Origin of the sequence: Nocardioides sp. LS1 (assembly GCF_003865225.1) — a bacterium.
GTDB classification, from domain to species: Bacteria; Actinomycetota; Actinomycetes; order Propionibacteriales; family Nocardioidaceae; genus Nocardioides; species Nocardioides ginsengisegetis.
Map to the genome: position 1 here is coordinate 921,583 of NZ_BIFF01000001.1, position 23,990 is coordinate 945,572.

Annotated in this window: 23 protein-coding genes and 1 other annotated feature; of the genes, 18 read left to right on the plus strand and 5 right to left on the minus strand. The window is 70.8% G+C overall.

What is annotated here, in order from left to right; translation table 11 throughout:
* Window positions 1-30 precede the first annotated feature (30 nt).
* The 4 genes from EJF31_RS04380 to EJF31_RS04395 are packed head-to-tail and all read right to left on the minus strand — an operon-like array spanning window position 31 to window position 3,863.
* On the minus strand, window positions 31-1,209 hold the full coding sequence (locus tag EJF31_RS04380; protein ID WP_125035836.1) for an LLM class flavin-dependent oxidoreductase: 1,179 nt from the start codon (window positions 1,207-1,209) through the stop codon (window positions 31-33).
* Window position 1,210: 1 nt separating this feature from the next.
* Window positions 1,211-2,233 carry an ABC transporter substrate-binding protein gene (locus EJF31_RS04385; RefSeq protein WP_125035837.1) on the minus strand — a complete coding sequence of 341 codons (1,023 nt, stop codon included), beginning with the start codon at window positions 2,231-2,233 and terminating at the stop codon, window positions 1,211-1,213.
* Window positions 2,230-3,060: an ABC transporter ATP-binding protein gene (locus EJF31_RS04390; protein ID WP_125035838.1), complete on the minus strand. Its 831-nt coding sequence runs from the start codon at window positions 3,058-3,060 to the stop codon at window positions 2,230-2,232. Before EJF31_RS04390 ends, EJF31_RS04385 begins: the two co-directional genes overlap by 4 nt.
* The gene (locus EJF31_RS04395) at window positions 3,048-3,863 is read right to left on the minus strand and encodes an ABC transporter permease (RefSeq protein WP_125035839.1); all 816 of its coding nucleotides are present in this window, start codon (window positions 3,861-3,863) and stop codon (window positions 3,048-3,050) included. Before EJF31_RS04395 ends, EJF31_RS04390 begins: the two co-directional genes overlap by 13 nt.
* 121 nt (window positions 3,864-3,984) lie before the next feature.
* Between EJF31_RS04395 and EJF31_RS04400 the strand changes: the two genes are divergently transcribed.
* The 8 genes from EJF31_RS04400 (at window position 3,985) to pheT (ending at window position 11,788) form a co-directional block, all read left to right on the plus strand.
* A complete protein-coding gene (locus EJF31_RS04400; RefSeq protein ID WP_260430604.1) occupies window positions 3,985-4,494 on the plus strand; it encodes an SseB family protein in 510 nt (169 codons plus the stop codon).
* A 343-nt stretch (window positions 4,495-4,837) separates the two neighbouring features.
* Window positions 4,838-5,491 carry a translation initiation factor IF-3 gene (gene infC, locus EJF31_RS04405; RefSeq protein ID WP_373994688.1) on the plus strand — a complete coding sequence of 218 codons (654 nt, stop codon included), beginning with the start codon at window positions 4,838-4,840 and terminating at the stop codon, window positions 5,489-5,491.
* A gap of 67 nt (window positions 5,492-5,558) precedes the next feature.
* Complete coding sequence (gene rpmI / locus EJF31_RS04410; RefSeq protein WP_125035842.1) at window positions 5,559-5,753, plus strand: 50S ribosomal protein L35; 195 nt, start codon at window positions 5,559-5,561, stop codon at window positions 5,751-5,753.
* A gap of 71 nt (window positions 5,754-5,824) precedes the next feature.
* Complete coding sequence (gene rplT, locus EJF31_RS04415; protein ID WP_125035843.1) at window positions 5,825-6,211, plus strand: 50S ribosomal protein L20; 387 nt, start codon at window positions 5,825-5,827, stop codon at window positions 6,209-6,211.
* A 17-nt stretch (window positions 6,212-6,228) separates the two neighbouring features.
* Window positions 6,229-6,999, plus strand: coding sequence for an RNA methyltransferase (locus tag EJF31_RS04420; RefSeq protein WP_260430605.1), 771 nt, complete (start codon window positions 6,229-6,231; stop codon window positions 6,997-6,999).
* Window positions 7,000-7,039: 40 nt separating this feature from the next.
* A complete protein-coding gene (locus tag EJF31_RS04425) occupies window positions 7,040-8,092 on the plus strand; it encodes an ATP-binding protein (RefSeq protein WP_125035845.1) in 1,053 nt (350 codons plus the stop codon).
* A 99-nt stretch (window positions 8,093-8,191) separates the two neighbouring features.
* Entirely contained in the window at window positions 8,192-9,295 is a 1,104-nt protein-coding gene (gene pheS / locus EJF31_RS04430) for a phenylalanine--tRNA ligase subunit alpha (protein ID WP_125035846.1), read from the plus strand.
* A 6-nt stretch (window positions 9,296-9,301) separates the two neighbouring features.
* Complete coding sequence (gene pheT, locus EJF31_RS04435) at window positions 9,302-11,788, plus strand: phenylalanine--tRNA ligase subunit beta (RefSeq protein ID WP_125035847.1); 2,487 nt, start codon at window positions 9,302-9,304, stop codon at window positions 11,786-11,788.
* Between the two features lie 21 nt (window positions 11,789-11,809).
* On the opposite strand, the gene EJF31_RS04440 is transcribed toward pheT, so the two are convergent.
* Window positions 11,810-12,607, minus strand: coding sequence for a maleylpyruvate isomerase family mycothiol-dependent enzyme (locus EJF31_RS04440; RefSeq protein WP_125035848.1), 798 nt, complete (start codon window positions 12,605-12,607; stop codon window positions 11,810-11,812).
* A gap of 105 nt (window positions 12,608-12,712) precedes the next feature.
* Between EJF31_RS04440 and argC the strand changes: the two genes are divergently transcribed.
* Genes argC through EJF31_RS04490 form a run of 10 tightly spaced genes read left to right on the plus strand, consistent with a single transcriptional unit; the run spans window position 12,713 to window position 22,401 of the window.
* Window positions 12,713-13,768, plus strand: coding sequence for an N-acetyl-gamma-glutamyl-phosphate reductase (argC, locus tag EJF31_RS04445; protein WP_125035849.1), 1,056 nt, complete (start codon window positions 12,713-12,715; stop codon window positions 13,766-13,768).
* The gene (locus EJF31_RS04450) at window positions 13,765-14,217 is read left to right on the plus strand and encodes an ACT domain-containing protein (RefSeq protein ID WP_125035850.1); all 453 of its coding nucleotides are present in this window, start codon (window positions 13,765-13,767) and stop codon (window positions 14,215-14,217) included. The genes argC and EJF31_RS04450 overlap by 4 nt, the downstream gene beginning before the upstream one ends.
* Window positions 14,214-15,362, plus strand: coding sequence for a bifunctional glutamate N-acetyltransferase/amino-acid acetyltransferase ArgJ (argJ, locus tag EJF31_RS04455; protein WP_125035851.1), 1,149 nt, complete (start codon window positions 14,214-14,216; stop codon window positions 15,360-15,362). The genes EJF31_RS04450 and argJ overlap by 4 nt, the downstream gene beginning before the upstream one ends.
* 20 nt (window positions 15,363-15,382) lie before the next feature.
* Window positions 15,383-16,309 carry an acetylglutamate kinase gene (gene argB / locus EJF31_RS04460; RefSeq protein WP_182537963.1) on the plus strand — a complete coding sequence of 309 codons (927 nt, stop codon included), beginning with the start codon at window positions 15,383-15,385 and terminating at the stop codon, window positions 16,307-16,309.
* Window positions 16,306-17,487: an acetylornithine transaminase gene (locus tag EJF31_RS04465; protein WP_125035853.1), complete on the plus strand. Its 1,182-nt coding sequence runs from the start codon at window positions 16,306-16,308 to the stop codon at window positions 17,485-17,487. Before argB ends, EJF31_RS04465 begins: the two co-directional genes overlap by 4 nt.
* Window positions 17,487-18,422 (plus strand): ornithine carbamoyltransferase, encoded by a 936-nt coding sequence (argF, locus tag EJF31_RS04470; RefSeq protein ID WP_373994683.1) that lies wholly within the window; start codon window positions 17,487-17,489, stop codon window positions 18,420-18,422. The genes EJF31_RS04465 and argF overlap by 1 nt, the downstream gene beginning before the upstream one ends.
* Window positions 18,419-18,946 (plus strand): arginine repressor, encoded by a 528-nt coding sequence (locus EJF31_RS04475; protein ID WP_125035854.1) that lies wholly within the window; start codon window positions 18,419-18,421, stop codon window positions 18,944-18,946. Before argF ends, EJF31_RS04475 begins: the two co-directional genes overlap by 4 nt.
* 33 nt (window positions 18,947-18,979) lie before the next feature.
* A complete protein-coding gene (gene argG / locus EJF31_RS04480; protein ID WP_125035855.1) occupies window positions 18,980-20,404 on the plus strand; it encodes an argininosuccinate synthase in 1,425 nt (474 codons plus the stop codon).
* Between the two features lies 1 nt (window position 20,405).
* The gene (gene argH, locus EJF31_RS04485; protein ID WP_125035856.1) at window positions 20,406-21,830 is read left to right on the plus strand and encodes an argininosuccinate lyase; all 1,425 of its coding nucleotides are present in this window, start codon (window positions 20,406-20,408) and stop codon (window positions 21,828-21,830) included.
* Complete coding sequence (locus EJF31_RS04490) at window positions 21,814-22,401, plus strand: DNA-3-methyladenine glycosylase (protein WP_125035857.1); 588 nt, start codon at window positions 21,814-21,816, stop codon at window positions 22,399-22,401. Before argH ends, EJF31_RS04490 begins: the two co-directional genes overlap by 17 nt.
* A 491-nt stretch (window positions 22,402-22,892) precedes the next feature.
* Window positions 22,893-23,744 (plus strand) — a sequence feature (16S ribosomal RNA rRNA prediction is too short).
* Window positions 23,745-23,990 lie beyond the last annotated feature (246 nt).

The window sequence follows — 23,990 nt, forward strand, 5'->3', positions numbered from 1 at the left end:
CGTTGCACGCTGGGGGCGCGGACACACGTGTCAGGCCAGTGCGGCGAGCCTCTGCTCGGCCGGAGCGGTGCCCAGCAGGCCCCGACGGCGCAGGTGCGGCATCACGCCCTCGGCGAACCAGTAGGCCTCCTCCACGTGCGGGTAGCCCGAGAGAATGAACTCGTCGATGCCGAGCCGGTGGTACTCCTCGAGCCGGGCGGCGACCTCCTCGTGGCTGCCCACGAGTGCGGTGCCCGCGCCGCCCCGGACCAGCCCGACGCCCGACCACAGCCCGGGCGAGACCTCGAGCTCCCGCGCGTCGGCGTACGACGTCTCGCCACCCCGCAGCGCCAGCATCCGCTGCTGGCCGGTGGACTCGCTGGCGCGCAGCGCGGCCTGGGCCTTGGCGATCGTCGCCGGGTCGAGCCCGTCGAGCAACCACTGCGCGTGCCGCCAGGCCTCCTCGCTGGTGTCGCGGGAGAGCGTGTGGATCCGCAGCCCGAAGCGCAGGGTACGTCCCTCGGCCGCTGCGAGGTCGCGCATCCACGCGATCTTCTCGCGGACCAGCTCCGGCGGCTCGCCCCACGTCAGGTAGACGTCGGCGTGCCTGGCCGCGACGGGTCCGGCCGGCCCGGACGACCCACCGAAGTAGATGTCCGGTGCGGCGATGCCGCCGCTGACCATCGCCCCCTCCGCCCGGAAGAACTCGCCGTCGAAGTCGAACGGCGCGTCGGCCCAGGTGCCGCGGACGACCGACAGGAACTCCTCGGTGCGGGCGTACCGCACGTCCTTGGGGTCGGTGTCGCCGAAGCGGGCCTGCTCCCGGGGCTCGCCGCCGGTCACGACGTTGAGCATCAGGCGACCGTTGCTGATCCGCTGGTAGCTCGCGGCCATCTGCGCGGCGAGGACGGGGTTGATCACCCCCGGCCGGAAGGCCACGAGGAACTTCAGCCGGGTCGTCTCGCGCAGGAGCGCGGCCGTCGTGAGCCAGGCGTCCTCGCAGAACGTCCCGGTCGGGGTCAGCACGCCCTCGAAGCCGAGCTTCTCCGCCGTCCGGGCCACGTCCGCGAGGTAGTCGATGCTCGGCTCGCGGAACCCGTCCGCGCCGGCGAAGGTCTCGCGCAGGTTGCGCACCTCGCCGGGCACGCCCTGGCCGGCTCCGACCAGCGACCGGCTGTCTCCCGAGGTCGGGAGGAACCAGTGCAGCTTCACGCTGTTGCTCGGGGCCATCTCACTTGCCCGTCGTGTCGTCGTTGAAGGCGTCGGAGAAGAACGGCGAGACGTCGATCTTCCCGGGCAGCAGGCCGTTCTCGGAGAACGCGTCGGCCATGCCCTGCTCGGAGTCGATGACCTCCTGGGTGATCGGGACCAGGGAGACGTCGCGCTTCTTCGTGGCGGCCAGGGTGATGTCCTCGCTCAGTCCGGTCTCCTCCGACCAGACCTTGGCCCACTCCTCCTTGTGCGTGGAGGACCAGACCTGGGCCTTGGCGATGCGACCGACGTAGTCCTTGAGGGCCGCGGTCGTGGCCGGGTCGTCGAGGGCGGCCTGGGAGGCGATCTGGAAGACGTAGCCGTTGACCAGGCCCTTGCCGGTCGTGAGGACGCGGGCGCCGGCCTCCTTCTCGGCCTGGGAGGTGAAGGGCTCCCAGATCGCCCAGGCGTCCAGGTGGCCGGACGAGAACGCCGCGAGGGCGTCGGCGGGCTGCAGGTTCTGGACGGACACGTCGCTGTACTTCAGCCCGGCCTTGTCCAGCTGCGCGAGCAGGTTGTAGTTGGCCGAGCTGCCCTCGGCCACGCCGACGGTCTTGCCCTTGAGGTCGGCCACGGACTTGATGGGGGAGTCCTTCGGCACCACGATCGCGTCACCGGTGCCGCCGTACGTCGCTGCCTGCACGGCCTGGAAGGTGCCCTTGGCGGCGGCCGCGAAGAGCGGGGGCGTGTTGCCGACGCCACCGATGTGGATCGATCCCGCGTTGAGTGCCTCGAGGAGCGGGGGTCCGGACGTGAACTCCTGCCACTGGACCTCGTAGGGGAGGTCGTCGAGCTGTCCGGCGGCCTGCAGGAGGGCCTTGGAGCCGCCCTTCTGGTCACCGACGATCAGGGTCACCTTGGACAGGTCGACCGAGCCGTCCGACTTGACCGCGCCCTCGTTGCCGGTCGCGGCGCCGCCGCAGGCCGTCAGCATCGAGAGCCCGAGGAGGGCTCCGGCGGCGGCGAGGAGGGTGCGGCGGGTGCGGGGGATGGGGGTGCTCATGCTGCTCCTTGGTTGCGGTTGCCCAGTGCGTTGTTCCGGGCGTTGTTGAGGGAGTTGCGGTTCGGGTTGGGCGGGGTGGGCTTCACGCCGAGGGCGCGGAGGATCTCCGCACGTGCTCCTGCGATCTCGGGGTGCGACGGCGGCCGGTCCGAGCGGGGCTGGGTGATCTGCCAGCTCTGCGCCAGGCGCCCCTCGTCCATGACGACGAGCCGGTCGGCCAGCGCCAGCGCCTCGTCGACGTCGTGCGTGACCAGCAGGACGGCCATGGAGTGCCGCCGCCACAGCTCGATGACGAGCTGGTGCATCTCGATCCGGGTCAGCGCGTCCAGCGCGCTGAACGGCTCGTCGAGCAGCAGCAGCGACGGGTTGCTGACCAGTGCCCGGGCCAGCGAGACCCGCTGGGCCTGGCCGCCGGACAGCTCGCGGGGCCAGCTGCCGAGCTTCTCCGACAGGCCGACCTCGGCCAGCGTCTGCTCGGCGAGCTGGTCGCGCTCGCGCCGCTCGGGCGTGTTGAGCAGCGCGAGCGCGACGTTCTCGTGGACCCGGCGCCATGGCAGCAGCCGGGGCTCCTGGAAGGCGACCGACGTGCGGCCGTTGATCGCGACCTCGTCGGCGGGCGCCTGGTCGAGCCGGGCCAGGCTGCGCAGCAGCGTGGACTTGCCGCACCCGCTGCGACCGAGCAGGGCGACGAACTCGCCGGGCCGGACCGCGAGGTCGATCGACCGCAGCACCTGGGTCCTGCCGAACGAGCGGCTGTGCCCGCGCACCTCGGCGACGTACTCGCCGGAGGCGGACAGCGGGGGACGGGTGGTCTTCAGGCGCGCCATGCGAGAGCCCTTCCTTCGATGAATCGGACGACCGCGTCGGTCGCGAGACCGAGCAGGCTGTAGACGGCCAGGCCGACGACGATGACGTCGGTCTGCAGGAAGTCCCGGGCGTGGTTGATCATGTAGCCCAGTCCGGAGTGGGCGCTGATGGTCTCGGCCACGATCAGCGAGAGCCAGGCGATGCCGAGGCTCTGGCGCAGGCCGACCAGCGTCTGGGGGAGCGCCCCCGGGACCACCACGTGGCGGATGCGCTGGGGCCAGCTCAGCCCCATGGCCTGCGCCGCCTCGGAGGTCTTGCGGTCGATGCTGTGGATGCCGGCCAGAGTGTTGAGGTAGAGCGGGAACGAGACGCCCAGCGCGATCAGTGCGAGCTTCGGGGCCTCCCCGATCCCCATCCAGATGATGAAGAGCGGGATGAGGCCGAAGTGCGGGAGCGTGCGCAGCATCTGCATCGGCGGGTCGATGGTGTTCTCGCCGAGGCCGCTGAGCCCGGCCAGCACCGCGAGCACGAGGCCCACGGCCGCGCCGATCGCGAAGCCGATGGCCACCCGCTGGATCGACACCAGCGTGGCCGTCCCGAGGGTGCCGTCCTGGACGAGGCCGACCGCGGTGACCGCGATCTGCTGGGGCGAGGCGATGGTGCGTTCGGGGATGACACCCGCGCTGCTGAGCACCTGCCACAGGGCAACGAGGACGATCGGCGAGACCCATCTGCGGAGGAACGCCAGGGGAGAACGCCGCCGGACGCCGCGGCTCCTGGCTCGAGGTGGGGCGGGCGGAGCCGCCAGGGTTGTCGTGGACATGGGCCAATGTCTACGGACTTAATCAACTTAAATCAAGTGAAACACTCGACTTTGGACACGTGCGCCGTGTCACGTCGACCTGGTGTAACGCTGCCCGTGCGGCATCGGGGAGCATGGCCACGTGACCGAGCCGCTCCGCCAGATCCCCGACGCGACCTTCGCCGGCGACACGGGCGAGGCCGCGCCCGACGTCACGGCCGCGCTGGCCGCGTGGGACGCCGACCCCACGACGTACGCCGAGGCGCTGGCCGCCCTCCAGCGGACCCGGTTGCTGGTGCCGGTCGTGGCCGTCCTCGGCGAGGTCGAGATCGACGAGGCCGGGCTCGCGCACGACAAGAGCAGCGACATGGCGGCGGTGCTGCTCCAGGGTGCCGACAGGCGGCTCGCGCTGCTCGCGTTCACCGGCCAGGAGTCCCTCCTCGCGTGGAACCCCCAGGCCCGCCCGGTCCCCGTCACGACGCAGACGGCGGCGCAGGCGGCGCTCCAGGACGGCGCCGCCGCCCTGGTCGTGGACGTCGCCGGGCCCGCGACGTTCGTCGTCGAGGGCGAGGACCTCGAGGGGCTGGCCCGGGGATGGCGCCTCGCGCGCGTGGGGGAGCGGCCGGCGTGGATTCGCACCACCCCGGAATGATCCGCTAGCATCCTGCGTTGACCGATCAGTTCGTCATGCATGCATGACGTGCCGATCACACCAAGCGGAGCCAGCAGCATCGTCTCCCACCCGCATCGACCGCCCTGCACCACAGGTCGTCGGGTCCGGTCCGAAGGGCTTCGGCCTCGGCATGGTTCGTCCGTGCCGCTCCGTGGCTCTTCGCAGGTACGAACCCCTCGTGGGTGACGTGTCGCGACTGGCTTCCGCTTGAGCAAGCGGAAGCCATTGTTGATTTCTGGGGCCTGTCCCCGGTCGATGGCGGCCTCCGGCCCGTTATCCACCAGGAGGACACATCAGCACCGAGCTTCGAATCAACGACCGGATCCGGGTTTCCGAGGTCCGCCTCGTTGGCCCCAGTGGCGAGACCGTCGGCATCGTTCCCACCGCCGACGCCCTGCGCCTTGCCCAGGAGGCTGACCTCGACCTCGTCGAGATCGCCCCCATGGCCCGCCCGCCGGTCTGCAAGCTCATGGACTACGGCAAGTTCAAGTACGAGAACGCGCAGAAGGCCCGTGAGGCGCGTCGGAACCAGACGAACGTCATCATCAAGGAGATGAAGCTTCGTCCGAAGATCGACGCTCACGACTACGAGACCAAGAAGGGTCACGTGGTCCGCTTCCTCAAGGCCGGCGACAAGGTCAAGATCACGATCATGTTCCGCGGCCGCGAGCAGCACCGTCCCGAGCTCGGGTTCCGGCTGCTGCAGCGCCTGGCCGAGGACGTCACGGAGCTGGGCTTCGTCGAGTCGTCGCCCAAGCAGGACGGCCGCAACATGATCATGGTGCTCGGCCCGCACAAGAAGAAGGCCGACGCCAAGGTCGACATGCAGGCCGCCAAGGAGTCGAAGGCGGCCGAGCGTGCTGCCCTCGAGGCGGACGAGCGCGCCGAGCGCGACGCAGCCCACGCCGCTGGGCCGGTTGCGCAGAAGAAGGAACGCGGCCGCTCGGAGAACCTCGACCCCGAGATCGACGCCTGACCCCCACGAATGTCTGGCCGCGCACCGCCGCGGCCGTCACCTGTACGACGAGTAGAGAGAACGAGAGATGCCGAAGAACAAGACGCACTCGGGCGCCAGCAAGCGCTTCCGCGTGACCGGCTCGGGCAAGATCCTTCGCGAGAAGGCGGGCAAGCGCCACAACCTGGAGAAGAAGCCCTCCAAGGTGACCCGTCGCATGACCGGCACGGTCGAGCTCGCCAAGAGCGACGTCAGCCGCGCGAAGAAGATGCTGGGTCTCTGACCCCGTTCGCACCCAGTTCGGTGGTCGTGGCCCTCGCTCGACCGCACCAAAAGATTTGAAGGAGTAAGACAGTGGCACGCGTCAAGCGGGCAGTAAACGCCCAGAAGAAGCGCCGGGTAGTCCTCGAGCGCGCCAGCGGTTACCGGGGTCAGCGTTCGCGCCTCTACCGCAAGGCGAAGGAGCAGGTCACCCACTCGCTGGTCTACAGCTACAACGACCGGCGCAAGAACAAGGGCAACTTCCGCAAGCTCTGGATCCAGCGCATCAACGCTGCGGCCCGCGCCCAGGGGATGACCTACAACCGCTTCATCCAGGGCCTGGCGCTCGCCGGTGTCGAGGTGGACCGCAAGATCCTCGCCGACCTGGCCGTCAACGACGTCGCCGCGTTCAACGCGCTCGTCGAGACCGCCAAGGCCGCGCTGCCCGAGGACGTCAACGCGCCCAAGGTCTCGGCCTGAACGTCGCGCCCCTGACCGTGGGCAACACCCAGGTCAAGGAAGCACGCAAGCTCAGCCGCCGCTCGGAACGCTCCGAGCGGCGGCTCTTCCTTGCCGACGGCCCGAAGGCCGTCGAAGGCGCGCTCGGAGTGCCGGGCTGTGTGGTCCAGGTCTTCGCGACCCCCGCCGCCACCGAGCAGTACGCCGACCTCGCGGCCGCGGCCGAGCGCTGGACCCTCGTCGACGACCGGGCCCTGGCCTCGCTGAGCGACAGCGTCAACCCCGCCGGCGTGGTCGCCCTGTGCCGGTTCCTCGATCGTCCGCTCGAGCACGTCCTCGACGGCGACCCGCGCCTCGTCGCGATCTGCGCCGACATCCGTGACCCCGGCAACGCCGGCACCGTCATCCGCTGCGCCGACGCGGCGGGCGCCGACGGCGTGGTCTTCGCGGGGCACTCGGTCGACGCCTACAACCCCAAGACGGTGCGTGCCAGCGTCGGCTCCCTGTTCCACCTGCCGGTGGGCGTCGATCCCGACCCGGCGAGCGCCGTACGCACTGCGCAGGCGGCCGGGCTCGTCGTGCTCGCCGCCGACGGTGCGGGCGAGGTCGACCTCGACCACGCCGGCGACCTGCTCGCCCGGCCCACCGCGTGGCTCTTCGGCAACGAGGCGTGGGGCCTCCCTGCCGAGCTCGCTGCGCTGGCCGACCACCGGGTCCGCATCCCCATCCACGGCCGCGCGGAGAGCCTCAACCTCTCCACGGCCGCCGCCCTGTGCCTCTACGCCTCCGCCCGGGCCCAGCGCGCCTGATCGCGGGCTCGTCGCTGACGGAGTCACTAGGGTGGCTCCCGTGACCGACGCCCAGTCCCTGGCGGACTCCCTCGCCGACGGGGTCGTCGCGGCCGACGCCGACGGCCGCGTGACCCTCGTGTCCAGCGTCGCGGCCCAGATGCTGTCCATCGAGGCCGAGGAGTGCGTCGGCAAGCCGCTCGAGGACGTGCTCGCCCTGCAGGACCAGGAGGGCAACCACTGGTTCTCCACCAACCGCCCCTACGAGGGCCTGCCGACCCGGACCGCGGTCCCGGAGCAGTCGTGGCTGGTCCCGGACGGCACCGAGGTCCTCGTCGTGGCCCGGATCCACCGCCCCGCCCTGCACCACCCCGTCAGCAGCGTCGTGGTCAGCATCCGCTCGGGCCGTGGTCGCGCGCGCCTCGACCGGGAGCGCTCCGACCTGGTCGCGACCGTGGCCCACGAGCTGCGCTCGCCGCTGACCGGCGTGAAGGGCTTCGTCCAGGCGCTGCTCAACCGCTGGGACCGCCTCAGCGACGACCAGAAGAAGCTGATGCTCACCACGGTGAGCGTCGACTCCGACCGGCTCAGCCGCCTCATCGCCGAGCTGCTCGACGTCGCGCGCATCGACACCGGCCGGCTCCAGCTCTACCCGCGGCCCAGTGACGCCCGGGTGCTGGTGGGTCGCGTCGTGGACTCGGCCCGGGCGACCACCAGCCGGACCATCGAGCTGGTCACGGCCGACGACCTCGACGACATCCGGGTCGACCCCGACAAGTTCACCCAGGTGATCACCAACCTGGTCGAGAACGGCCTGCGGCACGGCGACGGCACGGTGACCGTGCGGCTCGAGCCCGTCCACGGGACTCCCGACTTCGGGGACGGTGTGCAGGTCACGGTGGACGACCAGGGTCGCGGCATCCCGGTCGAGCTGCGCCGCCGGGTGTTCACGAAGTTCTGGCGCGGTGGCGAGCGCGGCGGCTCGGGCCTGGGGATGTACATCGTCCACGGCCTGGTGCGCGCCCACGGCGGCACCGTCACCATCGACGACGCCCCCGGTGGGGGAGCCCGGGTCGTGCTGGGTTGGCCGTGCGAGGACCGCCGGCACGACTGAGGGGTGGGACCGGCGGCCAACCGGTTCGCGCGACGATCGACGTACTTCCTAGACTTGCGGCGCACGCCGGGACCGGCGCGCACAGCTGGAGAGGCAGTCATGTCGGGACCGAACACCGATTACGACCCCGTGGAGGTCACCCCCTTGAAGCCCGAGGAAGTCGAGAGCGCGCGCGACGCCGCCCTGGCCGCCATCGCCGCGGCCGCCGACCTCGAGGAGCTCAAGCAGGTCCGCATCGAGCACGCGGGGGACCGGTCGGCGCTCGCCCTGGCCAACCGTGAGATCGGCGCGCTGCCCCCGCAGGCCCGCAAGGAGGCCGGCCAGCGCATCGGCCAGGCCCGCGGCGCGGTCAACAAGGCCCTCGCCGAGCGACAGGCCGTCCTCGAGGTCGAGCACGAGGAGCGGATGCTGGTCGAGGAGACCGTCGACGTCACCCTGCCGACCGAGCGGGTCGCCCGCGGCGCTCGCCACCCGCTCACCACCGGCGCCGAGCGGATCGCCGACGTCTTCCTCGCCATGGGCTGGGAGGTCGCGGAGGGGCCGGTCATCGAGGCCGAGTGGCTCAACTTCGACGCCCTCAACCTCGGCCCGGACCACCCGGCGCGCACCATGCAGGACACCTTCTGGACCGACCCCCAGGACAACGGGATCGTGCTCCGCACGCACACCTCGCCCGTCCAGGCCCGCACCATGCTGACCCGCGAGCCCCCCATCTACGTCGTGTGCCCCGGTCGCGTCTTCCGCACCGACGAGTACGACGCCACGCACAGCCCGATGTTCCACCAGGTCGAGGGCCTCGCCATCGACGAGGGCATCACCATGGCCAACCTCAAGGGCACCCTCGACCACTTCGCCGCGTCGATGTTCGGCGAGGGGATCAGCACGCGGTTCCGCCCGTCGTACTTCCCCTTCACCGAGCCCAGCGCCGAGGTCGACCTGGTCTGCTTCGTGTGCCGCGGCGCCGAGGGCGTCGTGGAGTCCTGCCGCACCTGCCGCGGCGAGGGCTGGATCGAGTGGGGCGGCTGCGGCATCGTCAACCCGCGCGTCCTGGCCGCCTGCGGTGTCGACAGCGAGCGCTACACCGGCTTCGCGTTCGGCATGGGCATCGACAGGACGCTGATGTTCCGCCACGGCATCGAGGACCTCCGCGGGTTCTTCGAGGGCGACGTCCGCTTCACCACTGCTTTCGGAACGGAAGTCTGAGATCTCATGAAGGCCCCTGTCTCCTGGATCAAGGAGTACGTCGACCTCCCCGCCGAGGTGTCCACCGAGGCGCTCGCCGCCGAGCTGACGGCCCTCGGGCTCAAGCTCGAGGCGATCGAGAAGCCCGGCGACGAGATCACCGGCCCGCTGGTGGTCGGTCGGGTGCTCACCAAGGACCCCGAGCCGCAGAAGAACGGCAAGACGATCAACTGGTGCACCGTCGACGTCGGCGACGCCAACGGCACCGGCGAGCCGCAGGGCATCGTCTGCGGGGCGCACAACTTCGAGCCCGGGGACCTGGTGGTCGTGGTGCTGCCCGGTGCCGTGCTGCCCGGTGACTTCGCGATCTCCGAGCGCAAGACCTACGGCCACCTCTCGGCCGGCATGATCTGCTCCACGTCCGAGCTCGGCCTGGGCGACGACGGCCAGGGCGGCATCATCGTGCTGCCCGCGGGTGCCGGCGAGCCCGGCGACGACGCCTTCGCGGTCCTGGGGCTGCGCGACGAGGTCATCGAGTTCGAGATCAACCCCGACCGCGCCTACGCGCTGTCACTGCGCGGCGTGGCCCGCGAGGCCGCCCTGGCCTACGGCGCTCCGTTCACCGACCCTGCGGACCGGCCGGTTCCGGCGGCCAACGGTGAGGGCCACCCGGTCGTCATCGACGACCCCGCCGGCTGCCCGGTCTTCGTGGCGCGCCAGGTGAGCGGGTTCGACCCCACCGCCGTCACTCCCGACTGGATGGCCCGCCGGCTCACCCAGGCCGGCATGCGTCCCATCTCGTTGGCCGTCGACGTGACCAACTACGTCATGCTCGAGCTCGGCCGGCCGATCCACGGCTACGACGCCGACAAGCTGGCCGGCCCGATCCGGGTCCGCCGCGCCACGGCCGGTGAGCGCCTCACGACCCTCGACGGGACCGCGCGCGTGCTGTCCGAGCAGGACCTCGTCGTCACCGACGACTCCGGCATCATCGGCCTCGGCGGCGTGATGGGCGGCCAGACCACCGAGATGTCCGAGACCACGACCCGAGTGCTGGTCGAGGCGGCCCACTGGGACGCGACCTCGATGTTCCGCACCGGCAAGCGGCACAAGATCTCCTCGGAGGCCGGCAAGCGCAACGAGCGCGGCGTCGACCCCGCCATCACCGAGGCCGCCGCCGACCGGGTCGTCGAGCTGCTCGTGGCCCACGGCGGCGGCACCGCCGAGCCGGGCGTGACCGTGGTCGGCACCGTGCCCGACCGCACCTCGATCCGGATCGCCTACGACCTCCCCGCGCGCATCACCGGCATGGCCATCGACGCCGAGACGACCGTGACCAACCTCGAGGCGGTCGGCTGCGAGGTCACCCGTGACGACTCCGGTGTCGATGCCCTCGTCCCGACGTGGCGCCCCGACCTGAACGACCCCTTCGACCTGGTCGAGGAGGTCGCGCGCATCGAGGGCTACGCCAACGTGCCCTCGGTCCTGCCCAACGCCGGCTCGGGTCGTGGCCTGACCCGGGAGCAGCGGCTCCGCCGCCGGATCGGCCGCACCCTGGCCGGCGCGGGCTGCGTCGAGGTGCTGAGCTTCCCGTTCGTCGGCGAGGCGACCTTCGACGCGCTCGGCCTGGCCGAGGACGACAGTCGGCGCCACACGGTCCGGTTGGCCAACCCGATGTCGAGCGAGGAGCCGGCGTACACCACCACGCTGCTGCCCGGCCTCTTCAAGGCGGCCGCGCGCAACCTCGGCCGGGGCGCCCCGGGCGTCGCCCTGTTCGAGACCGGCACGGTCGCCTTCCCGGCCGACCGCGGCCCGGCCCCGATCTACGGCGTCGAGTGGCGCCCGAGCCCCGACGAGCTGGAGAAGCTCTTCCAGGCGATTCCCGACCAGCCGTTGCACCTCGCGGTGGTCCTGGCCGGTGAGCGCGAGCGCTCCGGCTGGTGGGGCGCTGGTCGGGAGGCCGGCTGGTCCGACGCGATCGGCATCGTGCGCCGCCTCGCTGCCGAGCTCGGGGTCGAGACCACGGTGGCCGCCGTCGCGCGCACGCCCTGGCACCCCGGTCGCTGTGCCGAGGTGTCGGTGGGGGAGCAGGTCATCGGCCACGCCGGCGAGCTGCACCCGCGCGTCTGCCAGGCCTTCGGCCTCCCCCCGCGGACCTCGGCGGTCGAGATCGACCTCGACCTGCTGATGAAGCACGCCCGCGACATCCAGCCGGCTCCGCGCTTCTCGACCTTCCCGGTCGCCAAGGAGGACGTCGCCCTCGTGGTGGCGGACTCCGTGACGGCATCCGCGGTCGAGGACGCGCTCCGCGAGGGCGCGGGCGACCTGCTGGAGTCGATCCGCCTCTTCGACGTCTACACCGGTGACCAGGTCGGCGCCGGCCACAAGTCGCTGGCGTTCAACCTGCGCTTCCGGGCGCCGGACCGCACCCTGACCGAGCACGAGACCAGCGCCGCCCGCGACGCCGCGGTCGCGCTCGCCGCCGAGCGCACCGGGGCGGTGCAGCGGGCGTAGGGGCTCAGCCCGGAGGCACGTTCAGTCGATGGGGTGGTTCACGGCCTTGCGGAAGTGGCCGTAGATCCCGCGGTCGCCGTGCACCTTGATCTCCGCGTCGTCGCTGCGCCGCCACAGCCACGCGTCGAGCGCCCCGGCCGGGCCTTCGATCACCGCGTCGGGCTCGGCACGCGGGGCGTCCACGACGCGGATGTCGTCCTCGTCGACGTCGGTGCCGTCGGCGGGGTTGGTGCCGGTGAAGCGTCCGACCTGCACCCAGACGCTGTCTCCGGTGTCGGTGCAGTCGACCCGCAGGAAGTGCTGCAGCGGGTGCCAGGTGCCCCACGACGGTGCGGCGCCGAACATCACGTCGAGGCACTCCTCCACCCCGTCGGCCGCGAGCCTCGGGTCGAGCGGGGTCACCGCGCCCGCGGCCTGCTCGGCGTCGAGGCGGTGCACCAGCGCCTCGTGCGCCTGGCGACGATGGATGAAGCCGACGGTCTGCTCCGCCGACCAGGTCCAGGCCGTGTCCGCGGGGTCGGCCTTCCCCAGCTCGGTGACGAGCTGCGCCGAGTAGTCGTCGAACGCCTCGAGCAGCGCGTCGTGGCCCTCCGGACGCTCGGGTCCGTCGTCGGCGTCGTCGGGGGAGTCGGGGCGCTCGCGGACCGTCCGCGCCCAGAACCACTGCGTCTCGGCGAGGTGCCAGAGCAGGTCGTCGGCGTCCCAGGCCGGACACCCCGGGACCCGCGCCCCGGGGTCGCAGTCGGTGAGCACCTCACGGAAGCGGTGTGACTCATCCCGGATGGCACGGAGGTAGTCACGGAACTCGATGTTCGCCATGCTGGGCAACCTAGTCCCGCTCGCCGACGGTGCGCACTCCCTCGGCCGGGCCATCTCGGGCCCACCCACCCCCTTGCACATGACCATGCGCTGACTTGTATAGTCATGCACATGACGAGGAAACGGGTCGCGGTGGCCGGAGCCAGTGGGTACGCCGGGGGTGAGGTGCTCCGTCACCTGCTCGCCCACCCGGAGGTCGAGATCGGCGCGCTCACGGGCGCGTCCAACGCGGGGGAGCTGCTCGGCACGCTCCAGCCGCACCTCGTGCCGCTCGCCGACCGGGTCCTCGACCCGACAGACCTCGAGACGCTCTCCGGCCACGACGTCGTCTTCCTGGCCCTGCCCCACGGGCAGAGCGGCGAGATCGCCCGCAAGCTGCAGGCGGAGGACCCCTCGGTGGTCGTCATCGACTGCGGTGCGGACTTCCGGCTCCAGGACCCTTCGGCCTGGGAGAAGTTCTACGGCGGCGAGCACGCCGGCACCTGGCCTTACGGCCTGCCCGAGCTGCCGGGCCAGCGCGCCCAGCTCGCCGGCGCGACCCGGATCGCCGTGCCCGGTTGCTACCCCACCGTCTCCACGCTCACCCTGGCCCCGGCCATCGCCAACGGGCTCGTCGAGCCCGAGGTGGTTGTGGTCGCCGCCTCCGGCACGAGTGGTGCGGGCAAGGCCGCCAAGCCGCACCTCCTGGGCTCGGAGATCATGGGCAACGCCAGCGCCTACGGCGTCGGCGGCACCCACCGCCACACCCCCGAGATCACCCAGAACCTCTCCGGCCTGCTCGGCGAGGAGGGCGGGACGGTCGCGGTGAGCTTCACCCCGCTGCTGGTCCCGATGCCCCGCGGCATCCTCGCCACCTGCTCGGCGCCGCTGAAGGCGCCGCTCACCGCGCAGGAGGCGTACGACGCCTACGCGAAGTTCTACGCCGACGAGCAGTTCGTCCACGTGCTCCCGCAGGGCCAGTGGCCCCAGACCAAGTCGGTCACCGGCTCCAACGCGGTCCACGTGCAGGTGACCGTCGACGAGGCCGCCGGGCGGCTGGTCGCCGTCGGCGCCGTCGACAACCTCGCCAAGGGCACCGCCGGTGCCGCCATCCAGTGCATGAACCTCGCCCTGGGCCTCGATGAGGGCCTGGGCCTCACCTCGGTCGGAGTCGCACCGTGACCTACACCCTCCAGCAGTTCCCTGAGAAGCTCGCGGTCGTCAAGCTCCCGCCCGGCGCCGAGATCCCGGCCTGGGCCGAGTCGGCCTCGCTCTTCTCCATCACGGCGACCGCCCTGGAGACCTCGCTGGTCTGCGCGGGACGGGACGTCCCCACCAAGGTGGTGGCCCGCAAGGGCCTGACCGGCTTCGCGGTCGAGGGCGCCGAGGACAACCAGCAGGCGGGCGTCCTCGTGCAGCTCCTCGCCCCGCTGGCGGAGGAGGGGATCAGCGTCTTCACGATCTCGACGTTCTCCACCAACTGGATCCTGGTGCCGCTCGAGCAGGCCGACGCTGCGGCCGAGGCCTGGCGACGACGAGGGGAGACCGTCGAGGTCGCCACCCCCGTCACCCCCACCAGGCAGTCCCGGCAGTCGAAGCAGTCCGGGCAGTCCAAGAAGGACAAGCGATGAGCATCACCACCCCCCAGGGATTCCGCGCGGCCGGCGTCAGCGCCGGCCTCAAGGCCAGCGGCGGCAAGGACCTCGCGCTGGTCGTCAACGACGGTCCGCGCCACGACTCCGCCAGCGTCTTCACCAGCAACCGCTGCAAGGCCAACCCGATCCTGTGGAGCCAGGAGGTCGTCAAGGACGGTGTCGTCCGGGCCGTGGTCCTCAACTCAGGTGGTGCCAACTGCTACACCGGCGCCGAGGGTTTCCAGACCACCCACGCCGTCGCGGAGCAGGTCGCGGGCAACCTCGGGATCGGCGCGATCGACGTCGTCGTGTGCTCCACCGGGCTGATCGGCCTGGCCAACCCGCGCCAGAACCTCCTCGACGGCGTCGACGAGGCGTACGCCGGCCTCGGCGACCACGGTGCCGAGGCGGCCGAGGCGATCATGACCACCGACTCGGTCAGCAAGCAGGTGCTCGTCGAGGGCGCCGGCTGGTCGGTCGGGGGCATGGCCAAGGGGGCCGGCATGCTCGCCCCCCAGCTCGCCACCATGCTCGTGGTGCTGACCACCGACGCCGTCGTGCCGGCGGCCGACCTGGACGCGGCCCTGCGCGCCGCGACCCGCGTCAGCTTCGACCGGCTGGACTCCGACGGCTGCATGTCCACCAACGACACGGTGACCGTGATGGCCAGCGGTGCCAGCGGGATCACCCCGTCGCTGCCCGACTTCGCCGAGGCCCTGACCCAGGCCTGCACGGACCTGGCGATGCAGCTGCTGCGCGACGCCGAGGGCGCCGACCACGAGATCGCGATCACCGTCCTCAACGCCGCGACCGAGGACGACGCGGTCGAGGTCGGCCGCAGCGTGGCCCGCAGCAACCTGTTCAAGGCGGCCGTCTTCGGCAACGACCCCAACTGGGGCCGGGTGCTGGCCAGCATCGGCACGACCGACGCGGCCTTCGACCCCGCCGACCTCGACGTGGCCATGAACGGTGTGTGGGTGTGCAAGCAGTCCACGCCGCACGCCGACCCCGCCACGGTCGACCTCAAGCAGCGCGAGGTCAGCGTGACCATCGACCTCAAGGCCGGGTCCGAGCGGGCCACGGTCTGGACCAACGACCTGACCCACGCCTACGTGCACGAGAACAGCGCGTACTCCTCATGAGTGACGAGACGAGCGAGCAGATGAGCGACGACACGTCCCACCAGCCGACGGCCGCCGACCACGGCAAGGCGGCCGTGCTGGCCGGAGCCCTGCCCTGGCTGAAGCGCTACCACGGCAAGATCGTCGTGGTGAAGTACGGCGGCAACGCCATGACCGACGACGTGCTGAAGAAGGCCTTCGCCGAGGACATCGCGTTCCTGCGCTTCGCCGGCTTCCGCCCCGTCGTGGTCCACGGCGGTGGTCCGCAGATCTCCCAGATGCTCGACAAGCTCGGCATCGAGTCGGAGTTCCGGGGCGGCCTCCGCGTCACCACCCCCGAGGCGATGGACGTGGTCCGGATGGTCCTGGTCGGCAAGGTCCAGCGCGAGCTGGTCGGCCTGATCAACCAGCACGGCCCGCTCGCCGTCGGCCTGTCCGGCGAGGACGCCGGCCTGTTCACCGCCACCCAGACCAACACCATCGTCGACGGCGAGGAGGTCGACCTCGGCCTCGTGGGCGAGGTCGCCGAGGTCCGCCCCGAGGCGGTGCTCGACCTGATCGAGGCCGGCCGCATCCCCGTCGTCTCCAGCGTCGCCCCCGACGTCCACGGCCGGGTGCACAACGTCAACGCCGACACCGCCGCCTCGGCCCTGGCTGTCGCGCTCGGCGCCGAGAAGCTGCTGGTCCTCACCGACGTCGAGGGCCTCTATCGCGACTGGCCCGACAGCGACGACGTGATCTACGAGATCAGCCCCGAGTCCCTCTCCGAGCTGATGCCCTCCCTGGCCTCGGGCATGGTGCCCAAGATGGCCGCCTGCCTCCAGGCCGTCCAGGAGGGCGTCCCGCGCGCCACGGTCGTCGACGGCCGCGAGAAGCACGCGGTCCTGCTCGAGCTGTTCACCGACGAAGGGGTCGGCACCCAGGTCCTCCCCGGCGTCACCACCAAGATCAGGAAGGCCCGGCCATGACGCACCCCACCAGCAGCGACTGGCAGGACCGCTACGCCGGCTCGCTGATGAACACCTTCGGCCCGCCGAAGGCCACCCTGGTCCGTGGCCAGGGCGCCCACGTCTGGGACGCCGACGGCAAGGAGTACGTCGACCTCCTCGGCGGCATCGCCGTCAACGCGCTCGGCCACAACCACCCCGCGCTCGTCGAGGCGGTCACGGGTCAGCTCTCGACGCTGGGCCACATCTCCAACTTCTTCGCCAGCGGCCCCCAGGTCGAGCTCGCCGAGAAGCTGCTCGGTCTGCTCGACGCCGACGGCAAGGTGTTCTTCACCAACTCCGGCGCCGAGGCCAACGAGGCCGCGTTCAAGCTCACGCGCCGCACCGGCCGGACCCATGTCGTCGCGGCCGAGGGCGGCTTCCACGGCCGGACCATGGGCGCGCTGGCGCTCACCTCCAAGGAGGCCTACCGGACCCCCTTCGAGCCGCTGCCGGGTGACGTCACGTTCGTGCCCTACGGCGACGCCGAGGCGCTCGCCGCCGCCGTCACCGACGAGACGGCCGCCGTCCTCCTCGAGCCGATCCAGGGCGAGGCCGGCGTGGTCCTCCCGCCCGTCGGCTACCTGGCCACCGCGCGCGAGATCGCGACGCAGCACGGCGCCCTGCTCTGGTTCGACGAGGTGCAGACGGGCATCGGCCGCACCGGCCGCTGGTTCGCCCACCAGGGCGTGACGCCCGACATCGTCACCCTGGCCAAGGGCCTGGCCGGCGGCTACCCGATCGGCGCCATGATCGGTGTGGGGGAGGCGGGCGACCTGTTCGAGCCCGGCAACCACGGCACCACCTTCGGCGGCAACCCGGTCGCGTGCGCCGCCGCCCTGGCCGTCCTGTCGACGATCGAGAACGACTCCCTGCTCGAGCACGTCACCGTGCTCGGCCAGAAGCTGCGTGACGGCCTCGCCGCTGACCCGCGCGTGACCGAGGTCCGCGGCGAGGGCCTGCTCATCGGCCTCGACCTCGTGGCCGAGAAGTCGGCCGACGTCTTCGCCTCGGCGCTGGCGCACGGCTTCATCATCAACAACCCGACCCCGTCGCGGATCCGGCTCGCGCCGCCGCTCGTCCTGACGGACGACGACGTGGCCGCGTTCCTGGCCGCGTGGCCCACGATCCTGGACGAGGCGATGGGGGAGCAGTCCTGATGCGCCACTTCCTCCGCGACGACGACCTCACCCCGGCCGAGCAGGCCGAGGTGCTCGACCTCGCCTTCGAGATGAAGCAGCACCCGTACGACGCCAAGCCGCTCGCCGGACCCCGGACCGTCGCGATGATCTTCGACAAGCAGACCCTGCGCACGCAGGCCTCGTTCGCGGCCGGTATCGCCGAGCTCGGGGGCCACCCCATGCTCGTCGACGGCACGCTGGCCGGGATCGGCGTGCGCGAGTCGGTCGAGGACGTCGCCCGGGTGCTCGGCCGCCAGGCCAGCCTGATCGTGTGGCGGACCTTCCAGCAGGCGCGCCTCGACACGATGGCCGCCCAGGCGGGTGTCCCCGTCGTCAACGCGCTCACCGACGACTTCCACCCCTGCCAGCTGCTGGCCGACCTGCTCACCGTCCGCGAGCACAAGGTCGAGCTCGCCGGGCTCACGGTCGTCTTCCTCGGCGACGGTGCCTCCAACATGGGCAACTCCTGGCTCCTGGCCGGTGCCACCGCCGGCATGCACGTCCGGGTCAGCTCGCCCGACGGCTACGCGCCCGACTCCGGGGTGACCGCCCGCGCGGCCGAGATCGCCGCCACGACCGGTGGCTCCGTGCTCCTCGAGCCCGACCCGCACGCCGCGGTGAAGGGCGCCGACGTCGTGGTCACCGACACCTGGATCTCCATGGGCAAGGAGGACGAGGCAGCGGCGCGGGCCGAGGTCTTCGGCCCCTACTCGCTCACGGAGGACCTCTTCGCCGAGGCCCGACCCGACGCGATCGCCATGCACTGCCTGCCGGCCTACCGCGGCAAGGAGATCGCCGCCGAGGTCCTCGACGGCCCGCAGAGCGTCGTGTGGGACGAGGCGGAGAACCGCCGTCACGTCCAGAAGGCGGTGCTCGCCTGGCTCCTCGGCCACGCCCGGGAGGACCTCGCATGAACGACGCAGCCCTCCGCCCGGCCACCAAGAGCGCGCGCCACCAGCAGATCATCGAGCTGGTCACCCAGCACGAGGTGCGCTCGCAGACCGAGCTGGCCGACCTGCTCGCCCACCAGGGCGTCCACGTCACCCAGGCCACCCTGTCGCGCGACCTCGTCGAGCTCGACGCGGTCAAGATCCGTGCCCAGTCCGGCGGCCTGATCTACGCCGTCCCCGCCGAGGGCGGCGACCGGCGCCCCACGGCACCCCGCGAGACGGCCGCCGGGTCCCACCGGCTCGCCAAGCTCTGCGGCGAGCTGCTGGTCAGCGCGGAGGCCAGCGCCAACCTCGTCGTGCTGCGCACGCCGCCGGGTGCCGCGCAGTACCTCGCCTCGGCGTTCGACAAGGCCGACCTCCCCGACCTCCTCGGCACCATCGCCGGCGACGACACCGTGCTGGTGATCGGCCGTGACCCTGTGGGCGGCGAGGCGCTCGCCCGACGATTCCTGGCGCTGGCCGACGCCCACACCCCCTCGACCCCCTGACTTCTTCCCCCACGACGTAAGGAACCCATTCCAGTGAGCAAGGTCCTGACCTCCCTCCCGGTCGGCGAGCGCGTCGGCATCGCCTTCTCCGGCGGCCTCGACACCTCCGTCGCCGTCGCCTGGATGCGGGCCAAGGGTGCGGTGCCCTGCACCTACACCGCCGACATCGGGCAGTACGACGAGCCCGACATCTCCGGCGTCCCCGACCGTGCCCTCCAGTACGGCGCCGAGATCGCGCGTGCCGTCGACTGCCGGCCGCAGCTGGTCGAGGAGGGCCTGGCCGCGCTCGCGTGCGGCGCCTTCCACATCCGCTCCGGCGGCCGCACCTACTTCAACACCACGCCGCTGGGCCGCGCGGTGACCGGCACGATGCTGGTCCGCGCGATGCACGAGGACGGCGTCGACATCTGGGGCGACGGCTCGACGTTCAAGGGCAACGACATCGAGCGGTTCTACCGCTACGGCCTGCTCGCCAACCCCGAGCTCCGCATCTACAAGCCCTGGCTGGACGCCGAGTTCGTCGCCGAGCTGGGCGGTCGCACCGAGATGAGCCAGTGGCTCACCGAGCGCAACCTGCCCTACCGCGACAGCAAGGAGAAGGCCTACTCCACCGACGCCAACATCTGGGGCGCCACCCACGAGGCCAAGACCCTCGAGCACCTCGACGTCTCCCTGGAGACCGTCGAGCCGATCATGGGCGTGAAGTTCTGGGACCCGTCGGTCGACATCGCGACCGAGGACGTCACCATCCGCTACGAGGCCGGCCGGCCGGTCGCCATCAACGGGGTCCGCTACGACGACCCGGTGGCCCTGGTCCACGAGGCCAACGTCATCGGCGGCCGCCACGGGCTCGGCATGTCCGACCAGATCGAGAACCGCATCATCGAGGCCAAGTCCCGCGGCATCTACGAGGCGCCGGCCATGGCGCTGCTCTGGATCGGCTACGAGCGGATCCTCAACGCCGTCCACAACGAGGACACGATCGCCAACTACCACGCGCAGGGCCGCCAGCTCGGCCGCCTGATGTACGAGGGCCGCTGGCTCGACCCGCAGGCGCTGATGATGCGCGAGGCCATCCAGCGCTGGATCGCGTCGCTGGTGACCGGCGAGGTCACGCTCCGGCTGCGCCGGGGCGAGGACTACTCGATCCTGCGCACCGACGGCCCCGCGTTCTCCTACCACCCCGACAAGCTGTCGATGGAGCGCACCGACAACGCCGCGTTCGGCCCCACCGACCGCATCGGCCAGCTCACGATGCGCAACCTCGACATCGCCGACTCGCGCTCCAAGCTCGAGGCCTACGCCGCCCAGCCGCTCGACCAGGGCCAGGTCCTCGTCGAGCACGGCACCCTGTTCGGGGAGCTGCCCGCCGGTGGCTTCGACCGCATCACCGACAACCCGGGTGCCGACGACGCCGAGGCCCTGGACCACGCCGCCATGGAGTTCGGGACCGACTGACATGAGCCAGCCCGGATCCACCAACACCGGCAAGCTGTGGGGCGGTCGCTTCGAGGGCGGCCCCTCACCGGAGCTGGACGCGCTGTCGCGGTCGACCCACTTCGACTGGCGTCTCACGCCCTACGACCTGGCGGGCTCCCACGCCCACGCCAACGTGCTGCACGCAGCGGGGCTGCTCACCGACGCGGACGTCGCCGAGCTGCACCGGGGCCTGACGGCGCTGGGGGAGAGGTACGCCGCCGGCACGCTCGTGCCGGACGTCTCCGACGAGGACGTCCACGGCGCCCTCGAGCGGCTGCTGCTCGAGGAGGTCGGCGCCGAGGTCGGCGGCCGGCTCCGGGCGGGACGCAGCCGCAACGACCAGGTCGCCACGTTGTTCAAGGCCTTCCTGCGTGACCACGCGCGGGTGGTCGCCGGCCAGGTGCTCGACCTGGTCGAGGCACTCGCCGTGCAGGCGCGCGACCACCTCGACGTGATCATGCCGGGGCGCACGCACCTGCAGCACGCCCAGCCGGTGCTGCTGGCGCACCACCTGCTCGCCCATGCGTGGCCGCTGCTCCGCGACGTCGACCGGCTCCGTGACTGGGACACCCGGGTGGCCGCCGAGTCGCCCTACGGGTCGGGTGCGTTGGCCGGCCAGAGCCTGGGCCTGGATCCCGAGGCCGTCGCCGCGGAGCTCGGGTTCACGGGCTCGAGTGCGAACTCGATCGACGGCACCGCCGCCCGCGACTTCGTGGCGGAGTTCGCCTTCGTCACGGCCATGATCGGCGTGGACGTCAGCCGCTTCGCCGAGGAGGTCATCCTCTGGTCGACGCGCGAGTTCGGCTTCGTCCAGCTGCACGACTCCTGGTCCACGGGGTCGAGCATCATGCCGCAGAAGAAGAACCCCGACATCGCCGAGCTGGCCCGGGGCAAGGCTGGTCGCCTGATCGGCAACCTGTCGGGCCTGCTCGCCACGCTCAAGGCGCTCCCGCTGGCCTACAACCGGGACCTGCAGGAGGACAAGGAGCCGGTCTTCGACTCCGTGGACACCCTCGAGGTCCTGCTCCCCGCGTTCACGGGGATGACGGCGACCCTGACGTTCAACGCTGCCCGGATGGCCGAGCTCGCGCCGCAGGGCTTCTCGCTGGCCACCGACATCGCCGAGTGGCTGGTCCGCGAGGGTGTGCCGTTCCGGGTCGCCCACGAGGTCGCCGGCGCCTGTGTCCGTCGCTGCGAGGAGCTCGGCATCGAGCTCCACGAGCTGACCGACGACCAGTTCGCCGAGATCGACCAGCACCTGACTCCAGGCGTGCGTGAGGTGCTCACCGCGGAGGGCTCCGTGGCCTCGCGCAACGGTCGCGGCGGCACCGCCCCCGAGCGCGTTCGTGAGCAGCTCGCCGAGCTGACCGCCGCCGTCGCCCGCCACCGTGACCGCCTCGCCTGACCTGCTGGACCTGCTCGACGGTCCGGTCCTCGAGGTCGCACCGCGGCTCCTCGGTGCCGTGCTCCGGCACGGCGGCGTCGCGGTGCGCCTCACCGAGGTCGAGGCGTACGACGGACCGAACGACCCGGGTTCGCACGCCTACCGGGGCCAGACCCGGCGCAACGCCACCATGTTCGGCCCGCCCGGCCACCTCTACTGCTACTTCACCTACGGCATGCACGTGTGCTGCAACGTCGTGACCGGCCCGATCGGCACCCCCAGCGCCGTGCTGATCCGCGCCGGGGAGGTCGTCGACGGCCACCACCTCGCGCGGGAACGCCGCGGCTCCTCCAACGAGCGCGACCTCGCGCGCGGTCCCGCCCGGTTGTGCCAGGCACTGGGGATCGGCCTCGACGATGACGGCGCCGACCTGGCCGCTGGTCCGATCACCCTGACCCCGCCTGCGGAGCCCGCGACCGACGTGCGGACCGGCCCCCGGGTGGGGCTGCGCGGCGCCCCGGACCGTCCCTGGCGGTTCTGGATCGCGGGGGAGCCCAGCGTGTCGGCCTACCGGCCGGCGACGCCGAGGTGAACACCCGACGGACGCTTCGCCGGGGCTGTTGACGCCCGATCCACGCTCAGCGCAGGCTGGACGGACCCCCGATTTGAACCCGTCCGGGGGTGCTGTTAACGTTCTTCCTGTCGCCGCAAGCGACTCCCACACCGGGCCGAGAGGCCAAACGTTGTGGGTTGTCGTGCGCCCGGCACCAGTGAGGTGAAGCCCCGGTTTGACGGGGCGGATCGGAACCGGTAAGTTTCTGCAGGTTGCCCCGCCGCTGGCCCGCAAGGGTCCAGGACGGTGTGCGTCTGATTCTTGAGAACTCAACAGTGTGTCATAGTCGACGAATTAGTTTGTTATGCCCCGTCTTCTTATGTCTTCGGATGTGAGGATTCGGATTTCTTTGGTAGAACAATGATTCTGGCAATAACTCGAAAGAGTTGAGCTAGTTGTTTGTTTCTGTCAGGAGGCATCTCTTTTTCCGCATCGGCCCTCGGGTTGGTGTGGTGTTGTTTTTCAACGGAGAGTTTGATCCTGGCTCAGGACGAACGCTGGCGGCGTGCTTAACACATGCAAGTCGAGCGGAAAGGCCACTTCGGTGGTACTCGAGCGGCGAACGGGTGAGTAACACGTGAGTAATCTGCCCTTCACTTCGGGATAGCCCTGGGAAACTAGGATTAATACCGGATATGACGACCGTCTGCATGGACTGGTTGTGGAAAGTTTTTTCGGTGGAGGATGTGCTCGCGGCCTATCAGCTTGTTGGTGGGGTAATGGCCTACCAAGGCTTCGACGGGTAGCCGGCCTGAGAGGGTGACCGGCCACACTGGGACTGAGACACGGCCCAGACTCCTACGGGAGGCAGCAGTGGGGAATATTGGACAATGGGCGGAAGCCTGATCCAGCAACGCCGCGTGAGGGATGACGGCCTTCGGGTTGTAAACCTCTTTCAGTAGGGACGAAGCGCAAGTGACGGTACCTACAGAAGAAGCACCGGCCAACTACGTGCCAGCAGCCGCGGTAATACGTAGGGTGCGAGCGTTGTCCGGAATTATTGGGCGTAAAGGGCTCGTAGGCGGTTTGTCGCGTCGGGAGTGAAAACCATGGGCTTAACTCATGGCTTGCTTCCGATACGGGCAGACTAGAGGTATGCAGGGGAGAACGGAATTCCTGGTGTAGCGGTGAAATGCGCAGATATCAGGAGGAACACCGGTGGCGAAGGCGGTTCTCTGGGCATTACCTGACGCTGAGGAGCGAAAGTGTGGGGAGCGAACAGGATTAGATACCCTGGTAGTCCACACCGTAAACGTTGGGCGCTAGGTGTGGGGCCTATTCCATGGGTTCCGTGCCGCAGCTAACGCATTAAGCGCCCCGCCTGGGGAGTACGGCCGCAAGGCTAAAACTCAAAGGAATTGACGGGGGCCCGCACAAGCGGCGGAGCATGCGGATTAATTCGATGCAACGCGAAGAACCTTACCTGGGTTTGACATATGCCGGAAAGCTCTAGAGATAGAGCCCCTTTTAGTCGGTATACAGGTGGTGCATGGCTGTCGTCAGCTCGTGTCGTGAGATGTTGGGTTAAGTCCCGCAACGAGCGCAACCCTCGTCCTATGTTGCCAGCA